We start from the raw sequence: 26,413 nt of genomic DNA, 5'->3' as shown, positions 1-26,413 counted from the left end.
CTATCACAATCATAACACCGCGCATGCACGGGTGATGCAACTGCCCGCTATGGGGTTTCCACTGGTGCGTGGTTCGTCGCCAACGCCTCCGACTTGTTCTTCGGGGGCGACTCAGTCCTGCGACTGCGGGTTCTTAGCGCTCGGCCCGAACGGAGGCGGCGTGCTGGAGCAACGGTTCAGCACGATTGAGCTCCGAGACGCGGACACGGATCCGCGCGCGCCGCTTGCGATACCAAATGACGACGCCGGTTATCGCGAGCGCGGCGCACACCAGCCCGACCAGGGAAATGAGGATGCGGCCGGGTATTCCGAGGATACGTCCCGAGTGCAACGGAAACTGTGCCTGAACAAAAATGTCGGCTGCCGTGCCTTTCCACGGCGTCCGTCTGCCTAAGAATCGACCGTCTCCCTGATCGAAGGTGAGGAATTCAGGGCCGACGCCACCGGTGCCGTGTGAATCGCCCCGTTCGAACAAGCTCACGCCGTAGACGCCCCATCGCGGCGCGTAGAACAACGCCCCCGGAGGTTCCTGAATGCCCATCTGCTTGGCTTCGATTTCACCCTTCTTCAGAATGTCGGAGAATGTTAGTTGCGGGATCACCGGTTCATCGAACGGGGTTGGCGGCCGGGTCGCAAAAATATCCGGCGTCACTTTCGAGACCATCGACATCACTGGGTAAAACACCTCGCGATACAGGTTCAGCGAAAAGCCGGTGAAGGCGACGATGAAGAGGACCAGCCAGAACCAAAGTCCGAACGCGCGGTGAATATCGAAATTGATCCGGTAGGCGCTGCCGCTTGTCTTGATTTTCCAGGCCGGCTTCCAGCGCTCCCAATAGCTTTTGCCAGACTGGCGTTCGGCATTCAGCGCTCGATGCTTCCGCTTGGCTTGCCGCAACGGCAGCGTCAGATAGAAACCGATGAAGCAATCGATGGTCCAGACCAGCGCGACGATGCCGAGCAGCCAATAGCCCCAGCGATCGGTACCCCACATCGCCGGGATGTGATACATATAATGGAGCTTATAGAGGAACGAGATGACCGTTTCGCGCGTAACGGGCCATGCGGCGCCCCAATTGCGCCGACCCACCTCTGTGCCCGTGACCGGATCGTAATAGAGTCGGTTGAAATCCAGGTCGTAGAGCTTGCTCGTATTCGGGTCGGTCTTGGGCTCGACGACGAGCTCGTAATTTTTGCCATCCTCCGGATTCAAAGCCATATAGGTAATGAAGACCCGTGGCTCCGCCTTCTGCGCTCGCCGCATGATCTCCAGCGGCGGCAATCTCTCCCCTTGCGTGGAGCTGAACATCAGATGCGGATTGATCAAGTCGTCCAGCTCGTGATCCCACGAGATGACGGCCCCTGTGAGGCCGCTGACGATGATAAACGAGGCGATCGCCAGCCCTATCCAACGATGAATGAGCGTGAACAGGGCGCGCACGGTTTTCTCCTGAGACTCGTACAAAGCGTTCGATGACGTTGGCGCCGGCTGCCGGGAAAGCCGTCGGCCGGTGGTGGCTTTCTACCAAGTGTATTTCAGGCTCCCCATCACGGTTCGGCCTGGATCTGGATAGCAATAGCCAGACGTGCAGGTCGTATCGCGTCGATTGAAGAGGTTGGTGGCATTCACCTGCAGGCTCACGCCCTTAAGTTGCGGAGTAACGGCTTCGAAGTCGAAACGCAGAACCGCGTCGAAAACGGCGCGGGCGCTGTTCTTCAGGCTGTTCTTGTCGTCGCCATAGCTGAAGCTGGTGAGACGGGCGCCAACACCAGCGCTGAGCCCATGGAAGACGCTATCCGTCGGCAGCTTGTAGTTCGTCCAGACCGAGCCCGTATGCAAAGGAACGCTCGAAACGTATTTGCCGACCGTGTTCGATGGCCCTTCGACGACCTTAAGCTCGGTATAGGTATAGGCCGCGGTGAAAGAGAGACCATTGTCGAGGCTGGCGACGGCTTCCAATTCGACGCCACGAGAGCGAAGTTTGCCGCGCTGCACCTGCATATTGATGCCGTTGATCACCTCGTAAAATATACCGTTCTTCTGATCGACGTTGAACAAAGCCGCCGTCAGCATGATGTTGGTATCGGGCAGGAGATATTTGACGCCGACCTCCTGCTGCACGCTGGTCGTGGACTTGAATGTGGATTGGGTCGTTTTGTTCCAGCCGATGTTGGGGGAGAAGGCGGTCGAGAAGCTGACGTAAGGAACGAGGCCGAACGGCGTCTTATAGGAAAGGCCAACGCGGCCAGAGAACGCCCGATCGTCCTGTTGCGCGGACGTCATGGCGGCTGTTGTCAGATCTGTAGTGTTCGTTCTCGTTGACACCCAATCGTGCCGTCCGCCGACCGTCAACGTCCAGCCGCCGAGACGAATCTGGTCTTGCACGTAGACGCCGGTTTGCATCTGCCGCTGATTGGCTTGCGACGTGAGCGCCACCGGCGCGATATAGCCCCCATAGTTGGGAACCAGCATGCTCAACGGCGGCGCCGTGCCCGTTCCCGAGGAGGCGCGAAAACGCGTCCAGGTAATATCGACGCCCGTCAAGATCGTATGGTCGAGCGGGCCTGTCGAAATTTTGGTCTGGAGCTGGTTGTCGATGACGAAGGCGTCGAGGCGCTGAACGTCGCGCCCGGAGCCGCGATCGATCAGGGTCGGATCGAGCGCGTGTTGGGCGCCATTGTAGGTATAGACATATTTGGCGTCGATATCTTGGGTCGAATAACGCGCGTTTTGGCGAACCGTGAAGGTCTCGTTGATGCGATGCTCGAATTCCCAGCCGATACGTGCCTGCTCATGGGTCATGCCGCCGTAAGCTGGATCGCCGGATTCAATGCGGGTGACGTGGCCATAATAGTCATTGTAGTAGCCTGGGCTGCCGCCGGTTTTTGCACGTGAATATTCGCCCAGGATCGTCAGCTTGGTATCCTCGTTGGGTTTCCAAGTCAGCGCGGGTGCGATGTAGACGCGGTCATCGGGTACGGATTTGAATTCTGTACCCGCCACGCGGCCGACGCCGGTCAGGCGATAGTAGAGCGTGTCGACGCCTTCCACGGGGCCGGATAGATCGAACTGCGCCTGCCGCCGATCATAGGTGCCGTACTGGATGCCGACTTCCCGCAGCGGGGTCATGGTCGGGCGCTTGGTGATCACGTTGTAGAGGCCGCCGGCGCCCGTTGCGCCATAGAGCGCTGAGGAGGGACCGCGCAGGATCGAGATACCTTCAATGCCATAAGGCTCGGTTGAGAAGATGGCATAGCCGGCCGTGGGCTGGCGCAGGTTGTCGCGAAACACGCCCGTATTGGTGACGTTGAAGCCGCGCACGAAGAAGGAATCGTAACGTGGGTCCGTTCCATAGGCGTTCACGCGCACGCCTGGCGTATAGGAGATCGCATCAAGCAGCGATTGTGGCTTGCGATCATCCAGCTGTTTTTCAGTGACGGAAGATATCGACTGCGGCGTCTCGATGAAAGGCGTATCGGTTTTCGTGCCGGTTGCGCTGCTGCGTCCAACATAGCCATTCGCTGTGATGACGCCGCCACTGCCGCCGTCGACTTGAATCTCGTCCAGCATGATGCCCCCTCGGCCAGCGAAACGCTGTTGTCGCTGCGTTGCTCATTGCGCCGGATGGTGACGGTGCTGGCGTTGGTGAACGAATATTGCAGGCCGGTCCCGGCCAGGATGCGATTCAACGCTTCGGTCTGGCTGAGGGCGCCTTGCGCGCCGGATGATTGGAGGCCACGCGCGAGATCCATGTTGAAGAACAGTTGCAGGCCGGTCGCGTTGGAAAATTGCACCAATGCCTCGGCCAGAGGCTGCGGCCGAATGTTGAAACTCGCTCTCGTCGCTGCATTGTTGGATGACTGAGCAAAAGCCGCCGGCGACACTATGGAAACGGCGACAAGCGACGTCGTGATCGTCAGCGCCAAAAGAAGGGATCGTTGTCCCAACCGCTGGGGGCACTTGCCCTTCAGCCTTGAAACATCATGCTCAATAAAATCCTGCATAGCCCCGCCTGCACGCTGACCCGTGCTTGCACGGGCTTGTCGACCAATCGGGGCAATCTGGTGATTGCCCCCATAGTGTTCGACACCTGGGAGAGCCGAGCTAATGAATGCGTCCTGAAATTTTTGCCTACCGGGCCCCGGACACGAAAGCCAAATAGTTGGTGGCGTACAAAACACGGATGGGCAGGGTATCGGCGATCGTCCGCAAGGCGTTGTCAGCCTGCTTCGTATCAAAGATGGCTGTCACCGGTATATTGCCGACTTGTTTGTCTATCAAGATGATACGTCCGCGCCGGTAGCGTCCGAGCTCGGTCAGGACCCGTGCGAGTGGCACGTCCTGGAAAACCAGCCGGTCCCGCCGCCAAGCCTCGATCGTGTCTAAATTCGCGGGTGAGGGTTGGCTCAGCCCATCGCTGCCATAGCTGACTTGCCAGCCGTGATCGATCCTGACGCCCGACTGCGATCCTGCTTGGACCAGAACCGCGTGCTGGCTCACTGCCACCGTTACGACATCATCGATATATTTGACATCGAAGCGAGTGCCGAGCGCCTGGACGGCGCCATCAGCGGCCCGGACGATGAACGGCCGCTTGCTGTCCGCTGTCACATCAAAAAAGCCCTGTCCACGGTGCAGCACGAGCTGTCGGATGCGATCGGTGTACTGCACCGAGAGGGCTGAATCGCTTCCCAGCTCGACGGTGCTGCCATCGGCCAAAGTGAACGTCCTGCGTTCTCCGATGTCGGTCGCATAGTCTGGAGCCAGATAGGAACTGTTTAATATATAGAGGCCGCCGCCGGCGGCCGCGACGAGTGTGCCAAGCAGAATCTTCCGACGCGAAAGCGTGCGGGAGCGCCGCGCCCGGTCGAATTCCGGTTGGGCAATATCAAAGCGCTTCCATAATGTCTCCGCGCGCTGCCAGGCAGCAACATGAGCCGTATCTGCCGCAAGCCAAGCGTCGAAGGCGCGCCGATCGGAGGCATCGACTGTGTGATCGCGCATCCGCACGAACCATTCCAGCGCTTCCATGACGATTGGGTCTGTCGCGTCTTCTTTCATATAGCCACTGATGATATCCTGAAACGCAGACTATCTTGAGCCAAGTTGCCGATCGAGGTCGGCGAGCGCGATGACGATGTGGGAAATCACCGTATTGCGCGATATGCCTTGGCGAGCGGCGATCTCGTCATAGCTCATGCCTTCGAACTTGTTCAGAACGAAAGCCTCTCGCCGCCGTGGCGGCAGGGCGGCCACCGCCGAGAGAACCCTGCGCAGCTCGCAACGATAGATCGCGGTGGTCTCGGGCGATGGGCTCGCGTCCGCCAGGGCGTTCAGTTCGGTCTGGGTGACAGCGACCTCGGAGCGTCGGGCTTGGTCGCGCAGATGATTGAGGGCGAGATTCTTGACGGTGCTGCTCAGATAGGCCGGGCAGTTCTCAATATTGCCGCCATCTGCGACCCGGAGCAATTTTTCGAACGCTTGGTGGACGAGGTCGTCAGCGGCGGCTCTGTTGCCAACGAGACGGCGGACCAGATGCCGCAGCCGGCCCTGCTCAGACGTGTACAGATCAGCAATATCGATCGCGTGAACACTCATGCCACTCACTCACGTCGGATCCTCCGGCGCGTGGACCAACAAAGGTCCGTAACATGATCGCGAATTTCATCGCAATCTGTTGCATCAACATAAGAATTTGAACGATTCGAAACTGCGAGATGATTTAGTAATGCGGTTGCTCGCACGCGTGGCGTGATCGTGGGTGTCGAAACGACATGTGCAAAAAGCCCGAGGCTGATGCAGTGCGCTGCGATGGCCAACAGTGGATTCGCGCGCCTCTGGCCATGACTGACGACTGCTTCAATCGACAAAGCGATCATTGGCGATGCTCCATCCCTCATCACCTCACGGCGCTTGTCAGTTGATTATTTTAGGCTGTAGTTGGGGAAGCTGCGACGCGCAGGTGTGTCGTAGTGCGCGAGATCCATCATGAAATTGTTCGACTGGCTGACCGGAACAAAACGTCCCGCCGCTGGCGTGACGGCAAAGACGGCGGCGGACGTGCGCACCGATCTGTTGACGGTCAATCGACCGACGGCGCCATTCATCGTGCGCGATGGCGCGCCTGAGAATGTCGCTCTGGTCGCCGAGTGGCGCATCGTCGATGCAAGATGGTACGAGATCTTTGCCAAGGCTGGCCTGCAGAAGACCTTCAAGATCTTGATGCAGCTCGACGCGCAAACCCGGGAAGTGCGCGCGGTCGATCAGGAATGGTCGCTTGAGTGGCGCGCTGGCATTCCAAAATTGTCGCTGGCGGCGGAAGCTTTTCGCGGACAGAAGAAGGAAATTTCGTTCGGCACGGCTTTCGCCTTCACTGAGCAGGGCAGCTATGGCGAGGTTTATCGCTACAAATTTTCAACCGCCGAGATCAAGACGCCGTTGCAGGATGCCGTGCTCAAAGCAGGATGGACTTGGCGCGGCGTTGCCTTCGGAAAGTTGTGATCGCTGATCCCGGCGATGTTGCTCTGCGCCAGATGTCTGTCTGTATCTAATTGAAATTTATATAAAATTATTGATGCCAGCGAAGGCTGTTCAGATTGTAGGCAACTCATCAAGGCGTGGTGCATCAAACCGCTTTCTTGGGGGCAACGGCGCGCGCAGGATAAACTTAAATCCAACGGCAAGTTTACAAGCGCCGCAAAATCATCAATCAACCTCATGAAGGACGTCGCGGATTTTCCAACGTCAGCTGGATGGGGTGTCTGTGTTACGACCGGCGTGCGCCGGTTGTGACTGAGGACATAGATTTACAAGTATGGTCAAAAAGGCTCGCTTGGCAGACACGGCAAGTTCCACTGAAAAGGCGGAGGATCCGCGCGCGCGCATCATTGCCGCCGCGCGAGAGGTGTTTATCGAGCAGAGCTTCGATCTGGCGACCGTGCGCGAGATCACCTTGCGCGCCGACGTGAATCTGGCGGCCATCAACTACTATTTCGGCTCCAAGGACGAGCTTATCAGCGAAGTTCTGAATCTCATGATGGAGCCTTATACCAATGCGCGCCTGAAGGCGCTTGAAGCCTGCGAGGCGGCAGCCGGCGAGGAGGGCCCCACCGTCGCGGCGGTTGTGGAGGCGCTTGTGCGCCCCATGGTCCGGCTTAGCCGGGATCAATCGGGGGCTCGCCCTCTCACGCGGTTTCTTCTCCAGGTTCGCTCGCGTCCACGCGAAGTCACCACGCGGTTCTTTATTCGCCGCGTTGATCCCGTGGTTTTTCGTTTCATCGACGCCTTCGCCAAGGCGCTGCCGGCGCTCGGCCGGCGCGATATCTTCTGGCGTTATAATTTCGCCATCGGCACGGTCATGCAGGTGTTGATCGATTCCGAACCGGCAACCTCGCGTCTGAAACAGCTTTCAGGCGGACTGTGCGACACGACCGACGATGAGCAAATCATCGCCCAGCTAGTGAGCTTCGTGTGCGCGGGCTTCTCTGCCCCGGCCGTGCATTCATCGGCTTCTTCGTCGCCTCGGCGGGCGTAAGCACGGCATTAATGCGCGCCGGCTGATCAGCGCGAGCGGCCACCCAAGGCAACGGCAGAAGGTTAATTCGCCCGCAAACCGAGCATTTTCTGCTCGATTTGCGGGCGTATTGCTCCGAGAAAAAGCGTTGACGAAACGCAAATTTAAACTACGTTTGAAAAACTGTTTTAATCCGCTGCGGAGCGTCTTCATGTCTGCCACGACCCCGAAAATCACCGGTTCTTTCGTTGCTTTGATCACCCCCTTCGACCGTTCGGGTGGTGTGGATTTCGGCGCTTTCCGCGAGTTGCTTCAGTTCCACGAGGCGAACGGCACCTCGGCCATTCTCATCATGGGCTCGACCGGCGAAGTCTCGATGCTGTCGCCCGATGAGAAGAAGAAAATCATCGTCGAGACGGCGAAAATGAAGTCCGCCAAGATGCCGCTGTTCTTTGGCTGCACGGGCAACAACACCGATACGACCATCGAGAACGTCCGCTTCGCGCGCGCCAATGGCGCCGATGGCGCGATCCTTGCCGCGCCGGCCTATATCTGCGCGTCGGAAGCCGACATCGAGAGCTACTTCATGGAGATCGCCGACGCGACCGATCTGCCGCTCGGCATCTACAACAATCCGCCGCGTGTGAAGAGCGATCTGCATTGGGATAACCTGCTGCGCATCTTCAAGCATCCGAACTACGTCATTCACAAGGAATCGACGACGCGTGTTGGTCAGGTGGCGCAGATTCTAGCGGCCCGGCCGGATGTTTCCGTCATGTGCTGCGACAGCCCGAACCTCGGTCTCGTCGTTCCCACCATGAGCCTCGGTGGCCATGGCACTGCCAACATGGGTGGCAATATCGCGCCGGCGGAAGTCGCTGTCATCTCGAAGCCCTGGACATCCTATGCCGAGGCGGAAGGCTTCAAGGACACCTATTTGCGCCTGCTGCCGCTGCTGCACTTCAATTATTCGGCCATCAATCCGGTCGCCATCAAATCGCTTATGAAGGCCGTTGGTCTGCCGGCCGGTGAATTGCGCCGTCCGCTGACCGGGCTTGAAGGCGAGGCGCTGGCGCGCGGTGTTCGCATCGTGCAGGAACTCGGATTGGACAAGGTCTATGGTTGGAATCTCAAACGAGCGGTCGCTGCCGCGGCTTGAGGAGCGCCTTCCATGGACTTCGGAATTTCTGGCAAAAAAGCCCTTGTCACCGGCGCGAGCCGGGGCATGGGCAAGGCAGCGGCTCTGGCGCTCGCGCATGAAGGGGTGGCGCTGACCATTCTGGCCCGCACGCCGGAAACGCTTGAGAAAGCGGCTGCCGAAATCCGCGCCGAGACCGGTGTGGAGGTCACAGCCGTCGCGGGAGATATCACCACGGTGGCTGGCCGAGAGGCGGCGCTGGCCGCTTGTCCGGCGCCAGACATCCTGGTGAACAACGCTGACGGCGAATTGCCGGGCGACTTCCGCAATTGGTCACGCGAGGATTGGATTCGCGGCGTTGATCGTATGATGCTGACGCCGATCGATATGATCCGCTTGACGGTCGATGGCATGATGGAGCGCGGTTTCGGCCGTATCGTCAATATTGTCTCGCGCAGCGTCAAGATCGCTCAGCCCGAACTCGGCATGTCGAACGCGGCCCGCTCCGGTCTCGTCGGCTTCGTCGCTGGCATCGCGCGGCAGACGATTGCGCGCAATGTGACGATCAACAATCTTCTTCCCGGTATCGTCGCCTCCGACGGACAGCGCCAGCATGTTGAAAGTCTGGCGCAGACCACGGGGCGGCCCTACGACGACATCTGGCGCGAGCGTGCGTCCCAGAACCCGGCGGGGCGATACGGTTCTCCCGACGAGATCGGCGCTTACATCGCCTTTCTATGCTCCAGCCAGGCCGGCTTTGTCACGGCACAGAGTCTGCTTGTCGACGGAGGTCAGTATCCCGGCACGTTCTGACGTTGCCGATCATCATTGGGCGACGGCTTGATGCCGACGCGAACCGCTGCCCGGTGTGGGCGCGGCGAACGCATACACAATAATTGGAATAGAAGGAGCCATCCATGAGGCGTGCTGGATCATTGCTGCTTTCCCCGCTGCTTGCCCTGCTGCTTGCGACACCGTTTGCAGGCGCGGCCCTTGCCCAAGAGTTTCCGTCCCGCCCGATCAGCATCGTCGTGCCCTTTCCGCCGGGCGGTGCCGTCGACAGTGCCGCGCGTGTCTTGGCGGCGGAGCTTGCGGAAACCAGCGGCAAGATCTTCGTCGTCGATAACCGCGCTGGCGGTGGCAATGGCGTCGTTGGCGCGTCCGAAGTCGTGAAATCGACGCCCGATGGCTACACGCTGTTGTTCAACGCCTCGATCCATGTGGTGACGCCGCTGATCAACAAGAAAGTGCCCTATGACGTGATCAACGACTTCACCAGCATCGCCGGTGTCGCGGCTGGTCCGTTGATCATCAGCACACCGCCGTCGACGAAAGCCAATACGCTCAAGGAATTCTTCGCGGCGGTGAAAGCCGATCCGGACTCCTTCAATTTCGCCACGTCCGGCTATGGCTCCGCTGGGCATCTGACGATTGAATTTCTGAAAACGCAGACGGGCGTCGATACGGATGTCGTATCTTACAAAGGCGCCGGCCCGGCGCTCTCCGATCTGATGGGCGGCCAGGTTCAGCTGATGGCGGACCCGATGATGTCGTCGCTGCCGCATGTGAAATCAGGCCGCCTCAAGGCGCTCGCGGTGACGAGCGCGAAGCGTTCGCCGCTCGCGCCCGATGTGCCGACCGTTGCCGAAAGCGGCCTGCCGGCTCTGGAAATGCTGTCCTGGTACGCGGTGTGGGGCCCCAAGAACCTCGACCCGAAGGCCGCAGCCTATCTCAGCGATGCGATCGCCAAGGTGGTGAAGTCCGACAAGTTCAAGGAAAAGCTCACCGTGTTTGGGTTCGAGCCGATGTACATGAACGGCGGCGAACTACAGGCTTTCGTTGTCAGCGAATCCAAGCGCTACAGCGACATCGTCAAAGCCGGAAATCTGAAGGTCGACTGAAGATGACGAAGTCTCCGGACTTGTTCACCCACCAGAAGGAACGCCCGGAGCCTTCGCCCCCCAAACTGATCGGATCACATTGGGGCTTCTACGAGCATCGGGGCACAGCCGAAACACTGCGCCCTCTTGCAAGCGATGACGACCCGGCGGCCTTCGCCGCCGACATGACGGCCGATCGGCTGGCGCCTTGCCGAATTCTTCGGCCCGCCGTGCGCCGCTCCTTTCTCGAACATGGGCCTGGCCAAGGCCGGCGCGGCGCGGAGCCTTTCGTCGAAGTGTCCTGGGATGAGGCGCTTGACCTCGTCGCCAGTGAAATCGCAAGGGTCCGCGATACCCACGGCAGCACGTCGATCTTCTCCGGTTCCTACGGTTGGTCGAGCGCTGGACGCTTCCACCACGCGCAAAGCCAGCTCAAGCGCTTTTTCAATATGGTCGGCGGTTCCGTCCGCTCGGTTCAGTCCTATAGCTATGCCGCCGGTGAGGTGCTGCTGCCACATGTGATCGGCACCACCGAAGGCCTGATCGCTGGGCATACGCCCTGGAATTTGATCGCCGGACATGCCGAGTTGATCGTTATGTTTGGTGGCACGCCCTTGCGTAACGCGCAGGTCAATGCCGGCGGTATCGTGCATCACACCGCGCGTTCCGCGCTGCTCGCCTGTCGCGATGCCGGCGCGCGTTTCGTCAACGTCACGCCGGTGCGTGACGACGCTGCCGACGATCTCGGCGCGGAATGGATGGCCTTGCGACCCTGCACCGACACAGCTTTGCTTCTGGCGCTGGCTTTCACCCTCATCGCGCGCGACCAGCACGACAAGGCGTTCATCGAGCGCTACACCACGGGCTTTGACAAAGTGCGGGCCTATCTGGCGGGAGAGACAGACGGCATCGTGAAGGATGCCGCGTGGGCCTCGGCCATCACTGGGCTCGCGGCGGACAGCATTCGCGAGCTCGCCACTGAGATGGCGTCGCGCAAGACCTTTTTGATGATGTCGTGGTCGCTGCAACGGGCCGATCACGGCGAACAGCCCTATTGGGCGGCGATCACGCTGGCCGCCTTGCTCGGCGGCATTGGTCTGCCCGGCCAGGGCTTTGGCTTTGGCTATGCCTCGGTCGGCAGCATTGGCCAGCCGTCATCGCCGGTGCGCTGGCCGTCCTTGCCGCAGGGACGCAATCCGGTTTCCGAAGTCATCCCCGTGGCGCGCATCGCCGACATGCTGCTGGCGCCGGGGACGCAATACGATCACAACGGCGCCAGGCGCACCTATCCCGACATCAAATTTATCTATTGGGCCGGCGGCAATCCCTTTCACCATCATCAGGATCTCAACCGGCTGACGGAGGCCTGGCAAAGTCCGGAGACGGTGGTGGTTCACGAGCATTGGTGGAACCCGCTTGCCCGCCATGCCGATATCGTGTTGCCGGCTTCGACCTTCTTTGAGCGTGACGACATCGTCGCCAGCGGTCGTGACAGCTTCATCGCTTATTCCTCGAAAGCGGCGGAGCCGCCGTCTCAACTGCCGACCGACCATGAAATATTGCGTCAGCTGGCGGCGCGCCTTGGTGCGGAAGAAGCGTTCACAGAAGGTCTGAGCGAGCCTGAATGGCTCGATCGGCTCTATCGCGAAGCGCGGGGCGATGCCGCCGACCGTGGCGTCGAACTGCCGGAGATCGCGGACTTTAGGGCAGCCGGGCTGGTCGATCTGACCGATATCGCCAAGACGCGCCCGCTGTTCGCGAATTTCCGCGCGGCGCCGCAGGATCATCCTCTGCGCACGCCATCGGGGCGCATCGAACTCTTCTCATCGCGCATAGCGAGCTTTGACTATGCCGATTGTCCCGGCCATGCGGCCTGGCTGGAGCCAGGCGAATGGCTGGGCGCGAAAAGCGCCGAGCGTTTTCCGCTCCATCTGCTGTCTTGCCAGCCGCATGACAAGCTGCACAGCCAATGGGACCATGCCGCCCCCTCGCGCAAGACCAAGCGCCACGGCCGCCAGCCGGTGCGCATGCATCCGCGCGATGCCGCTGCACGCGGGCTGAGCGACGGCGATCTGGTGAAGGTTGCCAATGAGCGCGGTGCCTGCCTCGCCATCGTGGCTTTGAGCGAGGCCTTGCTGCCGGGCGTCGTACAGATCGCGACCGGCGCATGGTTTGATCCTTCCAAGCCCGGCATGCCAGGTTCGTTGGAATTGAACGGCAATCCAAACGTGCTCACGCCCGATCACGGTACGTCACGTTTGGCGCAGGGGCCGAGCCCGAATTCCTGTCTCGTTGAGATCACGCGATTTTCCGACGAGGCGCTGAAGGTCAAAGCTTACCACCCTCCGGAGTTTGTCGCCGATCCGCGCAAGCCAACAAAAAAGGGGAAAGAAAATGAATTCGCGGCTTAACAGCGAAACCATCGCCGGACTGTTGTTCATTCTGATCGGCGCGGCCTTTCTCATGGGCAGCTACGGCCTGGCCTTCGGAACCTGGCGGAAGATCGGCCCCGGCGGCTTTCCGGCCATGGTGTCGGTCGTGCTCATCGCCATGGGCCTTCTCATTGCCATCAAATCCTTGACCGCCAAGGCGGCGGACACGGAGCGGCTGTTTTTCCACTTCGGTAATCTGGCCGTCATCATCGCAGCCATCGTTATCTTCGGCCTCACGGTGCGCGGCGCCGGCCTGCTGCCCGCTGTTCTCGCTTGCTGCGTTGTCGCGGCGGGCGCTTCCAGACCATTCCAGCCGCTGACGATGATGGCCTACGGGCTGTTTCTCGGTGCAGCCTGCAGCCTCGTCTTCGTCAAGGGACTGGGCATGCCGGTCGCGATCATCGGCCCCTGGTTCGGTTTCTGAGGAGAAGGCGCGATGGAGATTTTCAAAGACCTGCTTCTCGGCTTCGATCAGGCCGTCATGCCGGTCAATCTTCTGTGGTGTTTCGTCGGCGTGTTGCTCGGCACCTTGGTAGGTGTTCTGCCGGGTCTCGGGCCGGCGGCCACGATGGCGATCCTTCTTCCGTTCACCATGGGGCTGGCGCCGGTCACCTCGTTGATCATGCTGGCCGGCATTTATTACGGCGCGCAATATGGTGGCTCCACGACAGCTATTCTGCTCAATCTTCCGGGCGAAACCTCATCCGTGGTGACGGCGATCGACGGTTATAAGATGGCGCGCAAGGGCCGCGCCGGCGTCGCGCTCGCCACCGCCGCGATCGGCTCCTTCTTCGCCGGCACCGTCGCCACGTTGCTGTTGGCGCTGTTCGCGCCGACGCTCGCCGAAGTCGGTCTCAAGTTCGGCCCCGCCGAAAACTTTTCGCTGATGGTGTTGGGTCTCCTCGCCTCCGTCGTTCTGGCGCGCGGTTCTCTGCCCAAAGCTTTGGCCATGGTCTTTACCGGCATTCTCATCGGCCTCGTCGGGCAGGATGTGCAGACGGCCGAACCCCGCTTCACCCTCGGCTTGGAAGAAATGTCCAGCGGCATCAATTTCGTTGTCGTCGCCATGGGGCTGTTTGGCATCGGCGAAGTGGTGAAGGATCTCGAGAACGCGGAAAGCCGCACGGCCATCGCGGCCCCGTTCATGTCGATGTTCCCGACGCGGGAGGATTGGCGGCGCATGGTGGCCCCCATTCTGCGCGGCACCGGGATCGGCGCCGTTCTGGGCCTTCTGCCTGGCGGTGGCGCCTTGCTGGCGGCCTTTGCTGCCTATGCCATAGAAAAGCGTGTAGCCAAACCGAAGGAAGGATTTGGCAATGGCGCCATCGAAGGCGTTGCCGCACCTGAGAGCGCCAACAATGCTGGCGCGCAGACCTCCTTCGTGCCGCTGCTGACACTGGGCCTGCCCTCGAATGCTGTCATGGCGCTGATGTTTGGCGCGCTCATCATGCAGGGCATCGCACCAGGGCCAACGCTTATCAGCGATCATCCGAAGGTGTTCTGGGGCGTCATCGTCTCCATGTGGGTCGGCAATCTCATGCTGCTCGTCCTCAACCTGCCGCTGATTGGCATCTGGACGAAACTGCTGACGCTGCCCTTCAAATATCTCTACCCGGCCATTCTCGTCTTCTGCGCCATCGGTGCGCTCTCGCTCGGCAATTCTGTCTTTGATCTCTGGCTTCTCGCCGCCTTCAGCGTTGCCGGCTATGTCTTCGCAAAGCTCAATTGCGATGCCGCGCCGCTCGTCATGGGCCTGTTGCTGGGACCAATGATGGAGGAGAATTTCCGTCGGGCGATGTTCCTGTCGCGCGGCAAGGCGAGCATCTTCATTGATCGGCCGATTTCCGCTGGTTTGCTCATCGTCGCTGTCCTCGTCCTGGCCGTGATCATCATGCCGCGCTTCCGCGCCACCCGCGAAGAGGCATTTCAGGAATGAGTTGCTTTCTCAAAACGCTGAGTTCTCCATGCGTGTAGTCGTGATCGGCGCCGGTATCGTCGGCGCATCGACCGCCGTGGAGCTGCTGCGGGACGGGCATGACGTCACCATAGTCGAACCGGACACACCCGGCGGCCGCCAGGCGGCAAGCTATGGCAACAGCGGCTGGCTCAGCCCCGCCTCCGTCGTGCCGATGTCCATGCCGGGCCTGTGGAAAAAAGTGCCCGGCTTCATTGCCGATCCCACGGGTCCGCTCGCCATCCGTTGGCGCTATCTTCTCGGGCTTGCGCCGTGGCTCGCGCGCTTCGTCGCTGCCGGCTCGAGCGTTTCGAAGGTTGAACGTACGGCGGCTATTCTCTCCAGCCTGCTGTATGATTGCCCGGAGCGTCATACAACCCTGGCCGAGGAGATCGGCCGGCCGGAGCTGATCGTCAGAAAGGGCTTGATCTACGCCTATGCCGACCGCGCCGCCTTCCTCCAGGAAGCGTTGGCCTGGCGGCTGAGGGCGCAGAACGACGTTGCCTTCCGGGAATTGTCCGCTCAGGAACTTGCTGCGCTCGAACCCGATCTATCGCCGCGCTACACTTTCGCGGTCCTCGTCGAAAAGGGCGGCCATTGCCTTGATCCCGGCGGCTATGTGGGCGCGATCGCGGCCCATGCCGTCGCGAAAGGCGCCGAGCGTGTGACGAGCCGGGCGACTGGCTTCGATGTGGTGAACGGCCGGCTGCGCGCCGTCCTCACCGAAGACGGCCCGCTGCCTTGCGACAGGGCGGTGATCGCCACCGGCATTCGTTCCAAAAGCCTGGCGGCGGCGGTTGGTGATGACGTGCCGCTGCAAAGCGAACGCGGCTACCACGTCGTCATTCCCCCAGACATCGCGCGCGGCGCCATGCCGGTCATGCCAGCCGATGGCAAGATGGGGAACAATCCGATGCTCGCTGGCCTGCGCATCGCCGGGCAGGTCGAACTGGCGAGCCCCGACGCCGCACCTGATTGGAGCCGCGCCGATATTCTGCTCGGCCATGCGAAGCGCGCTTATGGGGCGCTGTCTAAGCCGTTTGACGAGAGTCGGATCGACCGCTGGATGGGCCATCGTCCCTCCATGGCCGATGGCTTGCCCGTCATCGGCAAGGCGCGGAGTTGCGCCGATATCATCCACGCCTTTGGTCATGGGCACATCGGCCTGGCCAGCGGCCCGGCGACGGCGCGCATCGTCGCGGATTTGATCGGCGATAAGGCTCTCCATATCGACGTCGCGCCGCTGTCCGCTACGCGCTTTTAGCAAGCACTGACGTCCCCTTGACGGGGACGAGTTTCTCAGGCCGCTCCGAGATAGGCGCGCGCCAGCAGCGGATCGTTGGCAATAGCGGCGGCATCGCCCTGCGCGATGATCTGTCCATGCTCGATCACATAGGCGCGATCCGCCATGGCCAATGCCAATGTGGCCATCTGATCGACAAGTAGAAGCGTCGAGCCTTCTTGCCGCAATTCCTCCAAAACGCCGAAAAGTTCGGTAACGACTTTCGGCGCGAGCCCGAGCGAGGGTTCGTCGAGGAGGAGCACGCGCGGACGCGACATCAAGGCGCGCGCGATCGCCAGCATTTGCTGCTCGCCGCCGGAAAGCGTGCCGGCGCGTTGCTGCGCCCGTTCCCGCAAGCGCGGAAACCGCTGAAACATTTCTTCCACCCGGGCATCGCGGTCGCGCGGCGTCAAGAAAGCGCCGAGGCGGATGTTGTCTAAGACAGACAGCTCCGGAAACACTTGCCGTCCTTCAGGCACCAGAACCATGCCGAGCCGGACGATATCTTCCACCGCCATCTGCGTGATATCGTGTCCTTCAAGCGTTGCACCACCCGATGTCACGGGCCGGTGCAGTCCGGACAAAATCCGCATCAGCGTCGATTTACCGGCACCGTTGGCCCCCAGCAGAGCGACAGCTTCACCGCGACGGACTTGGATGTCGATGCCGTCCAAAACTGGCTCAGCGCCGTATCCCGCGACCAACGCACTGACGCCAAGGAGTTCCTCTCCCGCCGCGCGAGGCGCTTTGGAGCGCACCTGTGGCGTGATGGCCGACTGATCGCCGAGATAGGCTTCTTTGACTTTGGGGTTGGCCTGTATCTGTTGTGGCGTACCTGTGGCGAGGAGTTCGCCCGTGTCGAGCACGACGATCGCATCGGAAATATTCATCACCAAGGTCATGTCATGTTCAACGACAAGAACGCCGAGGCCCGCATCAGCAATGCGACGCAGAAGCACCGACAGATCGGCTTTATCCTCCCGAGACAAGCCCGCTGCGGGTTCGTCGAGCAGAAGCACATCGGGATTGAGCGCAAGCGCCCGCGCGATTTCGACGATCCTGCGATCCACATGCGGGAGGTCCGCCGCCGCTTTCAGCGGGTCGCCGCGGAAACCGCAAAACGACAGAAGGGTCAGCGCCTGGCTCTGTAGATCCTCGGCGTTCAAACGCCCACGTCCCATGAGAGGGCCCAACCGGCCGCGTGTCATCGCCAGCAGGATATTGTCGATGACGCTCAACGTCCCGAACAATTGCGAGGTCTGATAGGTTCGCGCCACGCCCGCGCGCGCGACGGCATAGGCGGCTTTGCCGCCCAGCTCACGTTCGCCCAGGCTGAAGGTGCCGTGCTGCGGCTGATAAAAGCCGCTGAGCAAGTTCATCGCCGATGTCTTCCCGGCGCCGTTCGGGCCGATCAGACTGGTGACTTGTCCGGCCTTGGCTTCGAAGGAGAGGGCGTTGACCGCGCGAACGCCGCCAAAGCTGATGCCCAGGTTGTCGGCCTGGATAGGATCGCGGACGCGTTTGGCAAGCGGCAAGGTTGTCGCACCCGCATGAACCGGCACGGCATCGGGATCACGACGGTTGAGGGGGATCAGATCGAGCAGGGCGCTCCACAAGCCGGCAACGCCGCCTGGCGCGACCCACTGGACCACGAGCAGCAAGGCGCCGAAGAACAGCAATCGGAAATCTTCAAGGCTGGACAGAAGTTCGGGAAGCAGACCGACGATGATGGCGCCGATGAGCGGCCCGAGCGTCCAGCCGGCGCCGCCGATCATCACCACCAGAACGAACAGAATGGATTGCGAGAAGGCGAATGTGTGCGGCGTGACGAAGCTGGACAGCGAGGCGAACAGGCCGCCAGCAATGCCCGCGCAAGCCGCCGACACCGCGAACGCGACTGTTTTGACCAACAGTGGGTTGATGCCGACCGACGCCGAAGCGGTTTCACTATCGCGGACGGCGCGCATGGCGGTGCCCCAGGTGCCGCGCGCCAGTAGAATATAGCCGACGAGAACCACGGCGGCCGTAGCGATCGCCAACAGCGCAACGGCGCGCTCGCCGCGCGCGAGAGATCCCAAGGATGGGGCGACAATCCCCATGATGCCGTTTTGGCCGCCGGTGAGGCCGCGCATTTCGACAATGCTGTGTTCGACAACGAAGCCGAAGGCGATCGTCACCATGGCGAGATAGGGGCCTTTGACCCGCAAGGTCGGCAGAGCCAGCAGCGCGCCAAGACAAGCCGCCACGAGCGCTCCCGCCGGCCACGCCAGCCAGAAATTGACGCCGGCTTTGGTGAGGATCGCCACCGTATAGGCGCCGATGGCATAGAATCCGACATGGCCGAACGAGATCTGGCCGCTGAGCCCGATCAACACATTCATGCCGAAACCGACGATGGCCAGCAGCGCCACATTGGCCAGGATGAAGACGTAATAGCCATTGAGCGATAAAGCCATCCAGGCAGCGGCGGCAAAGAGAGCCCCGCCAAAGGACAGTTTGATCGTCAAGAGGCTCAGAGTTGCCGGCGATCCAAGCGGCCGTCTCGCAATCATGATCTCGCTCATACTTTATAGACCTCCGCGCGTCCGAACAGTCCGCTGGGGCGAACCGCCAGCGCCACGATGACGAGAAGGAAGGTGATGATCTGCGTATAGCCGGACCCGAGCAGTGTGGTGACGAGGCTTTCGACAATGCCGAAGATGAGCCCCGCGATCATGACGCCCCAGGCACTGGTGATGCCACCGAGGATCGCCACGGCGAAAGCTTTCAGTCCGAACAAGGTTCCCATATCGGAATGCACGTTGAACAGCGGCGCGATCAGAATGCCGGCGATGCCAGCGAGCACCGTCGAGACGGCATAGGCCAAAGCCGTGGCCCGTTTGATGGGAATGCCCATCAGGCGCGCGGCGGAGGGATTTTGCGACACCGCCAGAAGCGCCGAACCCCAGCGGGTTTTCTGCGCCAGCAGATGCAGCAGCAGCGCCAGAATGAGCCCGACAATGGGAATGACGGCTTGCAAGGGATAAACACCCAGATTGACGCCGCCGATTTCGAGCGAAGTCTGGGCCAGGGGCGAGGCCAGGCTGCGCGGCTCCTTGCCGAAGGTGAACATCACGATATTGTCGATGACGATGCCAAGCGCGACGGTGGCCATCAACCAGGCGTCGGAGCCTCGGCTCGCGAACGGACGCACCGCGATCCGCTCGACCACCAGGCCGTAACAGGCGCATAGAACAAGGGCTGTTGGGATGGCCAGAGGCATCGGCCAGCCAAACGTCTTTGCCAGCGCGAAGGTGAGCACGGCGCCGAGCATCATCGAACTGCCCTGCGCGAAGTTGACCGTCTTCGAAACCGCATAAGTGACATAGAAGCCGAGCGCGATGAGCCCGTACATGCTCCCCAGTCCGATCCCACTGATGAGTGCCGAAGTGACGAGCATCATTTTCTCCAAGTCATATGAAAAGATACGCGGCGCAGGTGCCGCGTATCCTAGAGTCACTCAGTCTCAATCCTTGAGGCCGACCGGCACGATGCGGTTGTCGATGAACTGGGCCCAGACATAGTCGTTGGCCTGGATCGCATCATGGCGGCCGGGCGCGAACGGCGTCTGGTAGGTCTTGATCAAGCCTTCATAGGTGCCGATCTTGTAGAAGCCTTGGCGCACGGCATCGCCGTCGGTCGAGCCGGCAGCCGCGATGGCGAGCGCCGCCAGATGCATGCCGTCATAGGCGTTGGCGACGCCGACCGCTGGCGTGATGTCGCTGACCGATTTGATCGCCGGATATTTAGCCTGCAAGGCCGCGATCAACCGCGCGCCGACCGGCGATTGCTTGCCGAAGAAACTATAGGTCTGAACGAAATGCACATCCTTGCCGCTCGGTCCGGCAAGCTCGGTGAAGCGGCCGCCGGCCGGGCCCCAATGAGAGACGATCGGCACTTTCCAGCCCATCCGGTCCAGCGACTTCACCACCTGCGCGGACGGACCGACATTGCCGACCATGAACAGCGTGTCGGCGCCAGCCGATTTCAGGCGCGTCAGCTGCGGCACGAGATCGACGTCATTCTCCTGAAACTTTTCGACGCCGACCGCCTTCATTCCCTTGGCATCAAGCGCCGCCTTGAGGCCAGCCTCGTTGGATTCACCCCAGGGATTGTTGACCAGGATCATCCCCGGCTTTGTCGCCTGAAAGGTCTTCTGCGCATAGTCCAGCATGCCGACATCGACGATCTCATCGACCGCCGAAACACGGAAGGCGAAGTTCGGATCGGCACCATTCTTGGTAATGCCCGTGCCGGCGGCCCAAGGGCCCATGAACGGCGTCTTTTCCTGATTGATGAGCGGCACGATCGCCATGGACACCGGCGTATCGAGACCGCCGAAGAGAACGGCAACTTTCTCGCGGAAGATCAATTCACGCGCGGCGGTGACGCCCTTGGCCGGGTTGCCTTCATCATCCCGGCGCACCAACTCGACCTGGCGGCCGCCCAGCAGGCCGCCCTTGGCGTTGATCTCGTCGATGGCGATGGTGAGGCCACGGCTGATGGCTTCGCCAGCCAAGGCCGATTGACCCGAGAGAGCGGTGACCAGTCCGATCTTGATCGGCTCGGCTGCGAACGCGGCTGTCGCCGCGACGATTGCAACCGCGCTGACAACACCTCCAATGAGGTGCCGTCGGGATAGACACAACAACTTGTTTGCCATGGGACACTCCGGCTTAGCGACAGGCGATGGCCTGCGATGAACAGCGCAGAGAGCTCTGGCAATCCTCGTGCCAGTGTTGGCAATCTTGGAATTTTACGGCGACAATTTATTGGATAGATTGTCTACAATCATGGCACGCCGTTTGCTGGTGGTTCTCACCGATGCAAAGAGGACTGGAGGCATGAGAATGACCGATCAATTTCAACCGGGAGGCGCGCGTGCCGCCATATCAGCGGCTGAAATCGTTGACGAATACCTCCGCGTGCTGATGATCCCCGATCCCGTTGCAGCCCGTCGTTACACATCTCCGGATTTGCGGATTCGCTTCACCGGTGGCCGTGAAATGCGCGATCCTGCGGAATGTACTGCCTTTAATGCCCAGCGCTACGCCTGGGTGAAGAAGCGGATCGAAAAGACCGAGGCTGTCATTGGCGGACAATCTGATGAGCAAATTGTCTACAGTTTAGGCACTTTGTACGGGGCGTGGCCAGACGGCAGGCTGTTCGAAGGCAATCGCTACGTCGACCGTTACGTGCTGCGCGACGGACGCATCGTTGAGATGGACGTCTGGAACGACAGCGCCGAATGGCTGCTCACGCGCCGGCAAGAGATGGCCTGACCATGCCCCGTTTCGACGATCTGCGCAGCCACGAACGCTTTGACTATCGGCCGATTACCGACCGGCCACACTATCGCTGGCCCAATGGCGCCGGCCTGGCGGTCTATATCGGCTTCAATATTGAGCACTTTGCTTTTGGCGAAGGCTTGGGCGCCAATATCGGTCCCTTGTCGCCGCATCCCGATGTCCTCAATTTCGCCTGGCGCGAATATGGCAATCGCGTCGGCGCTTGGCGCTGTCTCGATCTGTTCGACGATCTGGCGATCCCCACCGCGGCCATCATCAACACGGCGCTGTATCGGCATTGCCCCGAACTGGTCGCGGCCTGCGTCGCGCGCGGTGACGAGATCGTTGGTCACGGACACACGAATGCCGAGCGGCAATCCGACTTCTGCGAGGCGGATGAGCGCGCTCTGCTCGAACATTGCCGCCGGGAAATCTCCCGTCATAGCGGTGTCGCGCCCACGGGCTGGCTGTCGCCTTGGATTTCCGAGAGCCATGTCACGTCCGATCTTCTGGCTGAGACAGGCTATCGCTACACGCTCAACTGGTGTCACGACGATCAGCCGGTTCGGATGCGCACGCGCGATGGCAAAGCTCTGTGGTCGATTCCCTATCCGCAAGAACTCAACGACATTCCCATGGTGGTCGGACGGCTGATGGGCGGCGATGCCTTCGCCCAGATGATCATCGACAATTTCGATGAAATGCTGGAGCAGGCGCAGCGACAGCCGCTCGTCATGGGCATTGCGCTGCATCCCTATATCGTCGGGCAACCGCATCGCTTGCGGCATCTGCGCCGCGCGCTGCAACATATCGTGCAGGCGCGCGATGCTGGCGACATTTGGATCACCACGCCCGGCGCCATATGCGCGCAGGTCTCAACTATGCCCTACGAAAGCCTTGTCGAGAATCTTGGAACCCCGTCATGACCGATATGATCAAAACCCCTGCGGATGCCGTCGATGGCTGGATGCCCGGCGGACGGTTCAATATAGCCGGCGCCGCGTCCGGCCCGCTCGCTGGATTGCGTTTCGCCGTGAAGGATTTGTTCGATGTCGCCGGTTTTCCGACCAGCGCCGGCAATCCCACCTGGCCTGCAACCCATCCGGTACCGACCGTCAGCAGCCCGCTGGTTTCAACGCTGCTCGCGGCTGGCGCCTCGTGCGTTGGCAAGACCATCACGGACGAATTGGCCTATAGCCTCCACGGCGACAACATTCACTACGGCACGCCGCTGAATGCCAACGCGCCCGATCGCGTGACCGGCGGCTCCTCCAGCGGCTCGGCCGCGGTGGTGGCGGCGAAACTGGTCGACTTCGCTCTCGGCACGGACACAGGCGGCTCGACCCGCGTGCCCGCGAGCTATTGCGGACTTCATGGATTGCGCCCGACCCATGGCATACTCTCGGCCGACGGACTGGTGCCGCTGCATCCAAGCTACGACACCCCGACATTCCTGGCTCACGATCAAGCGACCTTTTTGAAGGTCGCGGAAACCTTGCTGCCGCAAAGCGATTTCCGCCCCTCTCGCGTGTTGATTGCGTCTGATGCCTGCGCCCTGGCCGACGATGTTTTCGCTGGGCCCCTCGGCGCTGTGATCGCGACCCTTGAAGCGATGCTGAAAACCTCAGCGCAGACGGTGGCGGTTTCAGGCGCGGCTTCGCTCGCCGATTGGCGTGGCATCTATATGACATCGGGCGCCCACGAGGGCTGGCAGATCCATGGCGAATGGATCACACAACAGAAGCCCACATTCGCACCAGCCATTGCTGGCCGCTGGCAGGCCGCCAGCAAGGTGACTTCCGATATGGCGACGCCAGCCAGGCAGCAAGCGCAGGACATTCGCGCCAAGGTCCGAGGCTTGCTCGCGGACGATGCTATTCTGGTTCTGCCCTCGGCAGCCAGCTTCGCACCCTTGCGCGACGCCGATCCGGCCGCCGTGGACGCTGTTCGCTTGCGCACCATGGCGATCACCTGCATTGGCGGCCTGTCCCGCCTGCCGCAGATCAGCATCCCTTTCCGTTCTTCCGAGGGCATACCGCTCGGTGTATCCATCATGGGGCCGGCCGGTTCCGACCTTGCGCTTGTCCGCATCGCGAAGGAAGTTTTCGAATGCCAATCGATGATCGTAAATCAGATCTAACCGCGCCCGCGGCGGAAGAAACAAAGGCTATCGGAGTGGGGCCGGGGCTACGGCGCGCCATGCCAGCGGATGAGACGCCGATCTACAAGACCATTTTCGACGGCATCATGAACCAGCGCCTGATGCCGGGCACTAAACTGCCAGAGAATGAACTGTGCGACGTTTTCGGCGCCAGCCGCTCGCTGGTGCGCCGCGTCTTGCAAAGACTGGCGCATGATCACATCGTCGAAATACGGCCCAATCGCGGGGCGATTGTCGCCACACCCTCACCCGAGGAGACGCGGCAGATCTTCGAGGCGCGGCGCGGGCTCGAAGGCGCTCTCGTGAAGCTCGCGGCGCGCAACGCCACCGCGGCCGACTATGCCAAACTGCGCCAGCAGCTTCATGAAGAGCATGAAGCGATGCATCGTTTCGATCAGCCCTCCTGGGCGCGTCTCGCCAGCGCTTTTCACCTGCAGGTGGCCACCCTGGCCAACAACCCTATCCTTGAAGCCTATCTTCAAGAGATCGTGTCGCGCTGCTCGCTTATCGTGGCGGTTTATCAGCCCTGGGGCAATGCCTCGTGCGAACACGACGAGCACGCCAGCATTGTCGACTGCATGGAATCCGGACAAGTCGACCGCGCGATCGAGCTGATGGAACAGCACCTGCTGCAGCTTGAGGGCAACATCTCGTTTAGCCGCGACAACAGCAAACTCAGCTTGAAAGACAGGTTGGGGCTCAAATAATCATGGCGCAAACGATGCAAGCCTGTCCTCGGCCGCTCGCGAGCGCGCAGGTTCTCGATATCCTTTCAAGCGTGAATGCCCAACGCTGTTAGCGTTGGGCGTGGGCGATAGCCAACATGGGATAGTCTCAAAGTTTCTTGATCCAAGCCACGATGGCGTCGGCAACAGCCTGCGGTTGTTCTGGAAGCAGGGCGTGACTGGCATTCGACACAACCGCAATCGACACGCGATCGCCAAATTCGGCTTTGAGTTCGTCGCGCTGGGCGGGCGTCTTAAACGGATCTTGATCCGCCTGCAGGTCGAGCAATGGGACCTTACCGCCCGACCACCATTCCTCCTGCTTCGTCTTTTGCGAGGCGAGGCGTTGGCTTTGGCTCACGTCTTCATACCAGCCGTGCAGCCACTCGGAAGGGTCGTTGCCAGGGGCGAAGAAGGTCAGCTTGAGATATTTCAACCGCTCCGCCTCGGAGAGAGACATGTCGGCGCTCTTGCTGACGTAGTCACTGAGCTCGGGAGGATATTTCTTGGCGGCGGCAGCCGCGAGCACGATGCCGCGCACCGCTTGGGGAAAATCGACGGCGGTCATGCGGGCGACCCAATTGCCATAGGCATGGCCGACGATCACGGCTGGCCCACTGCGTTGCGCTTCGATCACAGCCGCGATGTCGCGGGCGAAATCATGCAGGGTGACGTCCTGCATCGGCCCGCGGCTTGCGCCGACGCCGCGCGGCTGCGGACGAAGAACACGGAAGCCAGCGGCCGCGATCTTCTGGGCCACCACGTCATAATCCTCGGAATCGCGCCCGCGAGAGGGGAGCATGACGACAACCGGACCGTTCCCCTCGACAATGACGTCGATGGTCACCTCCCCCGATTTCACCAATTCGCGCGTGCGCTTCGTGTCAGCCGTGGCGCAAGTCACCCCCAGCACGACAAACGCAAGAGCCGAGAACGTTAAAAGCCCTTTTCTCATCAGTACTCCCTCTCTCAAAAAGTCCCACCCTTCATCGAAGATCGATAGCTGCCTGCTATTCCAGCTTGATGCCGGTGGAAGCGATCAGCGGTCCCCATTTGGCCCGCTCGGATTTGACGAAGGCGATGAAATCCGCGGCGGACGTCGGAGACGGAATAGCCTCCTGACTCTCGAACTGCTTGACGAGTTCGCTCGCCCGCAGGCTCGCAAGCGCCGCTTCGCTGATCTTGTTCTTGATCTCTGTCGGCATCTGGGCCGGGCCGACCAATCCGTACCAATTGTCGGAAATCACCATCGGATATCCAACCTCGGCGGTGGTTGGCACGGCGCTCAAGGCCTTCACCCGGTTTTGCGTCGTCACGGCGAGGGCTTTGATGGCGCCGGCCTGGATCTGTGGCAACAGAACAGGCATGTCAGCCGTCATCATGTCGATATGACCGGCGAGGAGATCGTTGACTGCCAGAGCCGCACCGCGATAGGGCACGTGCACGATGTCGACCTTGGCCTCGGTCTTGAAGAGTTCGCCTGCCAGATGGGTGATGCTGCCGACGCCTGCGGAGCCGAAATTGATCTTGCCGGGATTGGCCTTCGCATAGGCCACGAGTTCGGCGACGCTATTGATGCCAAGTGTGGTGCGGACGGTCATCACCTCGGGCACGCGCGAGACCAGTGTCAGTAGCGCCAGGTCTTTCTCCCAATCAAACGGCATTTTGGGAACCATGAACGGCACAGTGGACAGAGCTGCGGCGCCCACCAGGCAGAGCGAATAGCCATCGGGTTCACTCTTGGCGACCGTATCGACGCCAAGCAGGCCAGCGGTGCCTGTCCGGTTCTCGATGACGACCTGTTGTCCCAGTGCCGTACTCATGCCGTTCGCCAGGACGCGCGCGAAGATATCGGCGGGTCCACCTGCCGCGAAGGCGACGACCAGACGTATCGGCCGTGTCGGATAGCTTTGCGCCATCGCGCCTGGCGACATCAATGTCGCGGCGCCGAGCGCTACCATGAAAGAACGCCTGTCCATATTCCCCTCCCTTTTCATCCC

22 protein-coding genes and 1 pseudogene are annotated in these 26,413 nt (G+C 61.0%); 13 read left to right on the top strand and 10 right to left on the bottom strand.

Going from position 1 to position 26,413, the window contains the following annotated elements; translation table 11 throughout:
- Positions 1–133: 133 nt before the first annotated feature.
- From BLW50_RS16840 to BLW50_RS16820, 5 genes and pseudogenes are all read right to left on the bottom strand, one after another.
- Positions 134–1,441 carry a PepSY-associated TM helix domain-containing protein gene (locus tag BLW50_RS16840; protein WP_090709243.1) on the bottom strand — a complete coding sequence of 436 codons (1,308 nt, stop codon included), beginning with the start codon at positions 1,439–1,441 and terminating at the stop codon, positions 134–136.
- Between the two features lie 81 nt (positions 1,442–1,522).
- On the bottom strand, positions 1,523–3,571 hold the full coding sequence (locus tag BLW50_RS16835; protein ID WP_090704619.1) for a TonB-dependent siderophore receptor: 2,049 nt from the start codon (positions 3,569–3,571) through the stop codon (positions 1,523–1,525).
- Between the two features lie 107 nt (positions 3,572–3,678).
- Positions 3,679–3,753: pseudogene (locus tag BLW50_RS31100) on the bottom strand (hypothetical protein); the annotation flags it as partial.
- A gap of 379 nt (positions 3,754–4,132) precedes the next feature.
- On the bottom strand, positions 4,133–5,062 hold the full coding sequence (locus tag BLW50_RS16825) for a FecR family protein (protein WP_090704618.1): 930 nt from the start codon (positions 5,060–5,062) through the stop codon (positions 4,133–4,135).
- Positions 5,063–5,092: 30 nt separating this feature from the next.
- Positions 5,093–5,599: an RNA polymerase sigma factor gene (locus BLW50_RS16820; protein WP_090704616.1), complete on the bottom strand. Its 507-nt coding sequence runs from the start codon at positions 5,597–5,599 to the stop codon at positions 5,093–5,095.
- Positions 5,600–5,989: 390 nt separating this feature from the next.
- Here BLW50_RS16820 and BLW50_RS16815 point away from each other — a divergent pair, with 390 nt between their 5' ends.
- From BLW50_RS16815 to BLW50_RS16775, 9 genes are all read left to right on the top strand, one after another.
- Positions 5,990–6,502, top strand: coding sequence for a hypothetical protein (locus BLW50_RS16815; RefSeq protein ID WP_090704614.1), 513 nt, complete (start codon positions 5,990–5,992; stop codon positions 6,500–6,502).
- A gap of 313 nt (positions 6,503–6,815) precedes the next feature.
- Positions 6,816–7,535: a TetR/AcrR family transcriptional regulator gene (locus tag BLW50_RS16810; protein WP_090704613.1), complete on the top strand. Its 720-nt coding sequence runs from the start codon at positions 6,816–6,818 to the stop codon at positions 7,533–7,535.
- Positions 7,536–7,725: 190 nt separating this feature from the next.
- The gene (locus BLW50_RS16805; protein ID WP_090704612.1) at positions 7,726–8,673 is read left to right on the top strand and encodes a 4-hydroxy-tetrahydrodipicolinate synthase family protein; all 948 of its coding nucleotides are present in this window, start codon (positions 7,726–7,728) and stop codon (positions 8,671–8,673) included.
- Positions 8,674–8,685: 12 nt separating this feature from the next.
- Entirely contained in the window at positions 8,686–9,465 is a 780-nt protein-coding gene (locus BLW50_RS16800) for an SDR family NAD(P)-dependent oxidoreductase (protein ID WP_090704610.1), read from the top strand.
- A 104-nt stretch (positions 9,466–9,569) separates the two neighbouring features.
- Positions 9,570–10,553 (top strand): Bug family tripartite tricarboxylate transporter substrate binding protein, encoded by a 984-nt coding sequence (locus BLW50_RS16795; RefSeq protein ID WP_090704609.1) that lies wholly within the window; start codon positions 9,570–9,572, stop codon positions 10,551–10,553.
- A gap of 2 nt (positions 10,554–10,555) precedes the next feature.
- A complete protein-coding gene (locus tag BLW50_RS16790; protein WP_090704607.1) occupies positions 10,556–12,943 on the top strand; it encodes a molybdopterin-dependent oxidoreductase in 2,388 nt (795 codons plus the stop codon).
- Positions 12,927–13,388 carry a tripartite tricarboxylate transporter TctB family protein gene (locus BLW50_RS16785; protein WP_090704605.1) on the top strand — a complete coding sequence of 154 codons (462 nt, stop codon included), beginning with the start codon at positions 12,927–12,929 and terminating at the stop codon, positions 13,386–13,388. Before BLW50_RS16790 ends, BLW50_RS16785 begins: the two co-directional genes overlap by 17 nt.
- A gap of 12 nt (positions 13,389–13,400) precedes the next feature.
- Positions 13,401–14,900 carry a tripartite tricarboxylate transporter permease gene (locus BLW50_RS16780; RefSeq protein ID WP_090704603.1) on the top strand — a complete coding sequence of 500 codons (1,500 nt, stop codon included), beginning with the start codon at positions 13,401–13,403 and terminating at the stop codon, positions 14,898–14,900.
- A 28-nt stretch (positions 14,901–14,928) separates the two neighbouring features.
- Positions 14,929–16,182: an NAD(P)/FAD-dependent oxidoreductase gene (locus tag BLW50_RS16775; protein ID WP_090704601.1), complete on the top strand. Its 1,254-nt coding sequence runs from the start codon at positions 14,929–14,931 to the stop codon at positions 16,180–16,182.
- A 35-nt stretch (positions 16,183–16,217) separates the two neighbouring features.
- Here BLW50_RS16775 and BLW50_RS16770 read toward each other — a convergent pair whose 3' ends face one another.
- The 3 genes from BLW50_RS16770 to BLW50_RS16760 all read right to left on the bottom strand — a co-directional run bounded on the left by BLW50_RS16770 (position 16,218) and on the right by BLW50_RS16760 (position 20,902).
- A complete protein-coding gene (locus tag BLW50_RS16770) occupies positions 16,218–18,764 on the bottom strand; it encodes a branched-chain amino acid ABC transporter ATP-binding protein/permease (RefSeq protein ID WP_090704599.1) in 2,547 nt (848 codons plus the stop codon).
- The gene (locus tag BLW50_RS16765; RefSeq protein ID WP_090709241.1) at positions 18,761–19,639 is read right to left on the bottom strand and encodes a branched-chain amino acid ABC transporter permease; all 879 of its coding nucleotides are present in this window, start codon (positions 19,637–19,639) and stop codon (positions 18,761–18,763) included. Before BLW50_RS16765 ends, BLW50_RS16770 begins: the two co-directional genes overlap by 4 nt.
- Before the next feature lie 66 nt (positions 19,640–19,705).
- Entirely contained in the window at positions 19,706–20,902 is a 1,197-nt protein-coding gene (locus tag BLW50_RS16760) for an ABC transporter substrate-binding protein (RefSeq protein ID WP_090704597.1), read from the bottom strand.
- Between the two features lie 268 nt (positions 20,903–21,170).
- On the opposite strand from BLW50_RS16760, the gene BLW50_RS16755 reads away from it, so the two are divergent.
- Genes BLW50_RS16755 through BLW50_RS16740 form a run of 4 tightly spaced genes read left to right on the top strand, consistent with a single transcriptional unit; the run spans position 21,171 to position 24,395 of the window.
- Positions 21,171–21,521 carry a nuclear transport factor 2 family protein gene (locus tag BLW50_RS16755; RefSeq protein ID WP_244544474.1) on the top strand — a complete coding sequence of 117 codons (351 nt, stop codon included), beginning with the start codon at positions 21,171–21,173 and terminating at the stop codon, positions 21,519–21,521.
- Positions 21,488–22,453, top strand: coding sequence for a polysaccharide deacetylase family protein (locus BLW50_RS16750; RefSeq protein ID WP_244544279.1), 966 nt, complete (start codon positions 21,488–21,490; stop codon positions 22,451–22,453). The genes BLW50_RS16755 and BLW50_RS16750 overlap by 34 nt, the downstream gene beginning before the upstream one ends.
- Entirely contained in the window at positions 22,450–23,667 is a 1,218-nt protein-coding gene (locus BLW50_RS16745) for an amidase (RefSeq protein ID WP_090704593.1), read from the top strand. The genes BLW50_RS16750 and BLW50_RS16745 overlap by 4 nt, the downstream gene beginning before the upstream one ends.
- Positions 23,637–24,395: a GntR family transcriptional regulator gene (locus BLW50_RS16740; protein ID WP_090704591.1), complete on the top strand. Its 759-nt coding sequence runs from the start codon at positions 23,637–23,639 to the stop codon at positions 24,393–24,395. Before BLW50_RS16745 ends, BLW50_RS16740 begins: the two co-directional genes overlap by 31 nt.
- 127 nt (positions 24,396–24,522) lie before the next feature.
- Here the strand turns inward: BLW50_RS16740 and BLW50_RS16735 are convergent, their stop codons facing one another.
- Together BLW50_RS16735 and BLW50_RS16730 are read right to left on the bottom strand one after the other, a co-directional pair.
- A complete protein-coding gene (locus BLW50_RS16735) occupies positions 24,523–25,368 on the bottom strand; it encodes an alpha/beta fold hydrolase (RefSeq protein ID WP_090704589.1) in 846 nt (281 codons plus the stop codon).
- A 55-nt stretch (positions 25,369–25,423) separates the two neighbouring features.
- Complete coding sequence (locus BLW50_RS16730; RefSeq protein WP_170850205.1) at positions 25,424–26,392, bottom strand: Bug family tripartite tricarboxylate transporter substrate binding protein; 969 nt, start codon at positions 26,390–26,392, stop codon at positions 25,424–25,426.
- Positions 26,393–26,413 lie beyond the last annotated feature (21 nt).

This window comes from Beijerinckia sp. 28-YEA-48 (assembly GCF_900104955.1).
GTDB lineage: Bacteria > Pseudomonadota > Alphaproteobacteria > Rhizobiales > Beijerinckiaceae > Terripilifer.
Note: the sequence above shows the minus strand (reverse complement) of the source record. Positions and strands in the feature narration are given on the sequence as shown.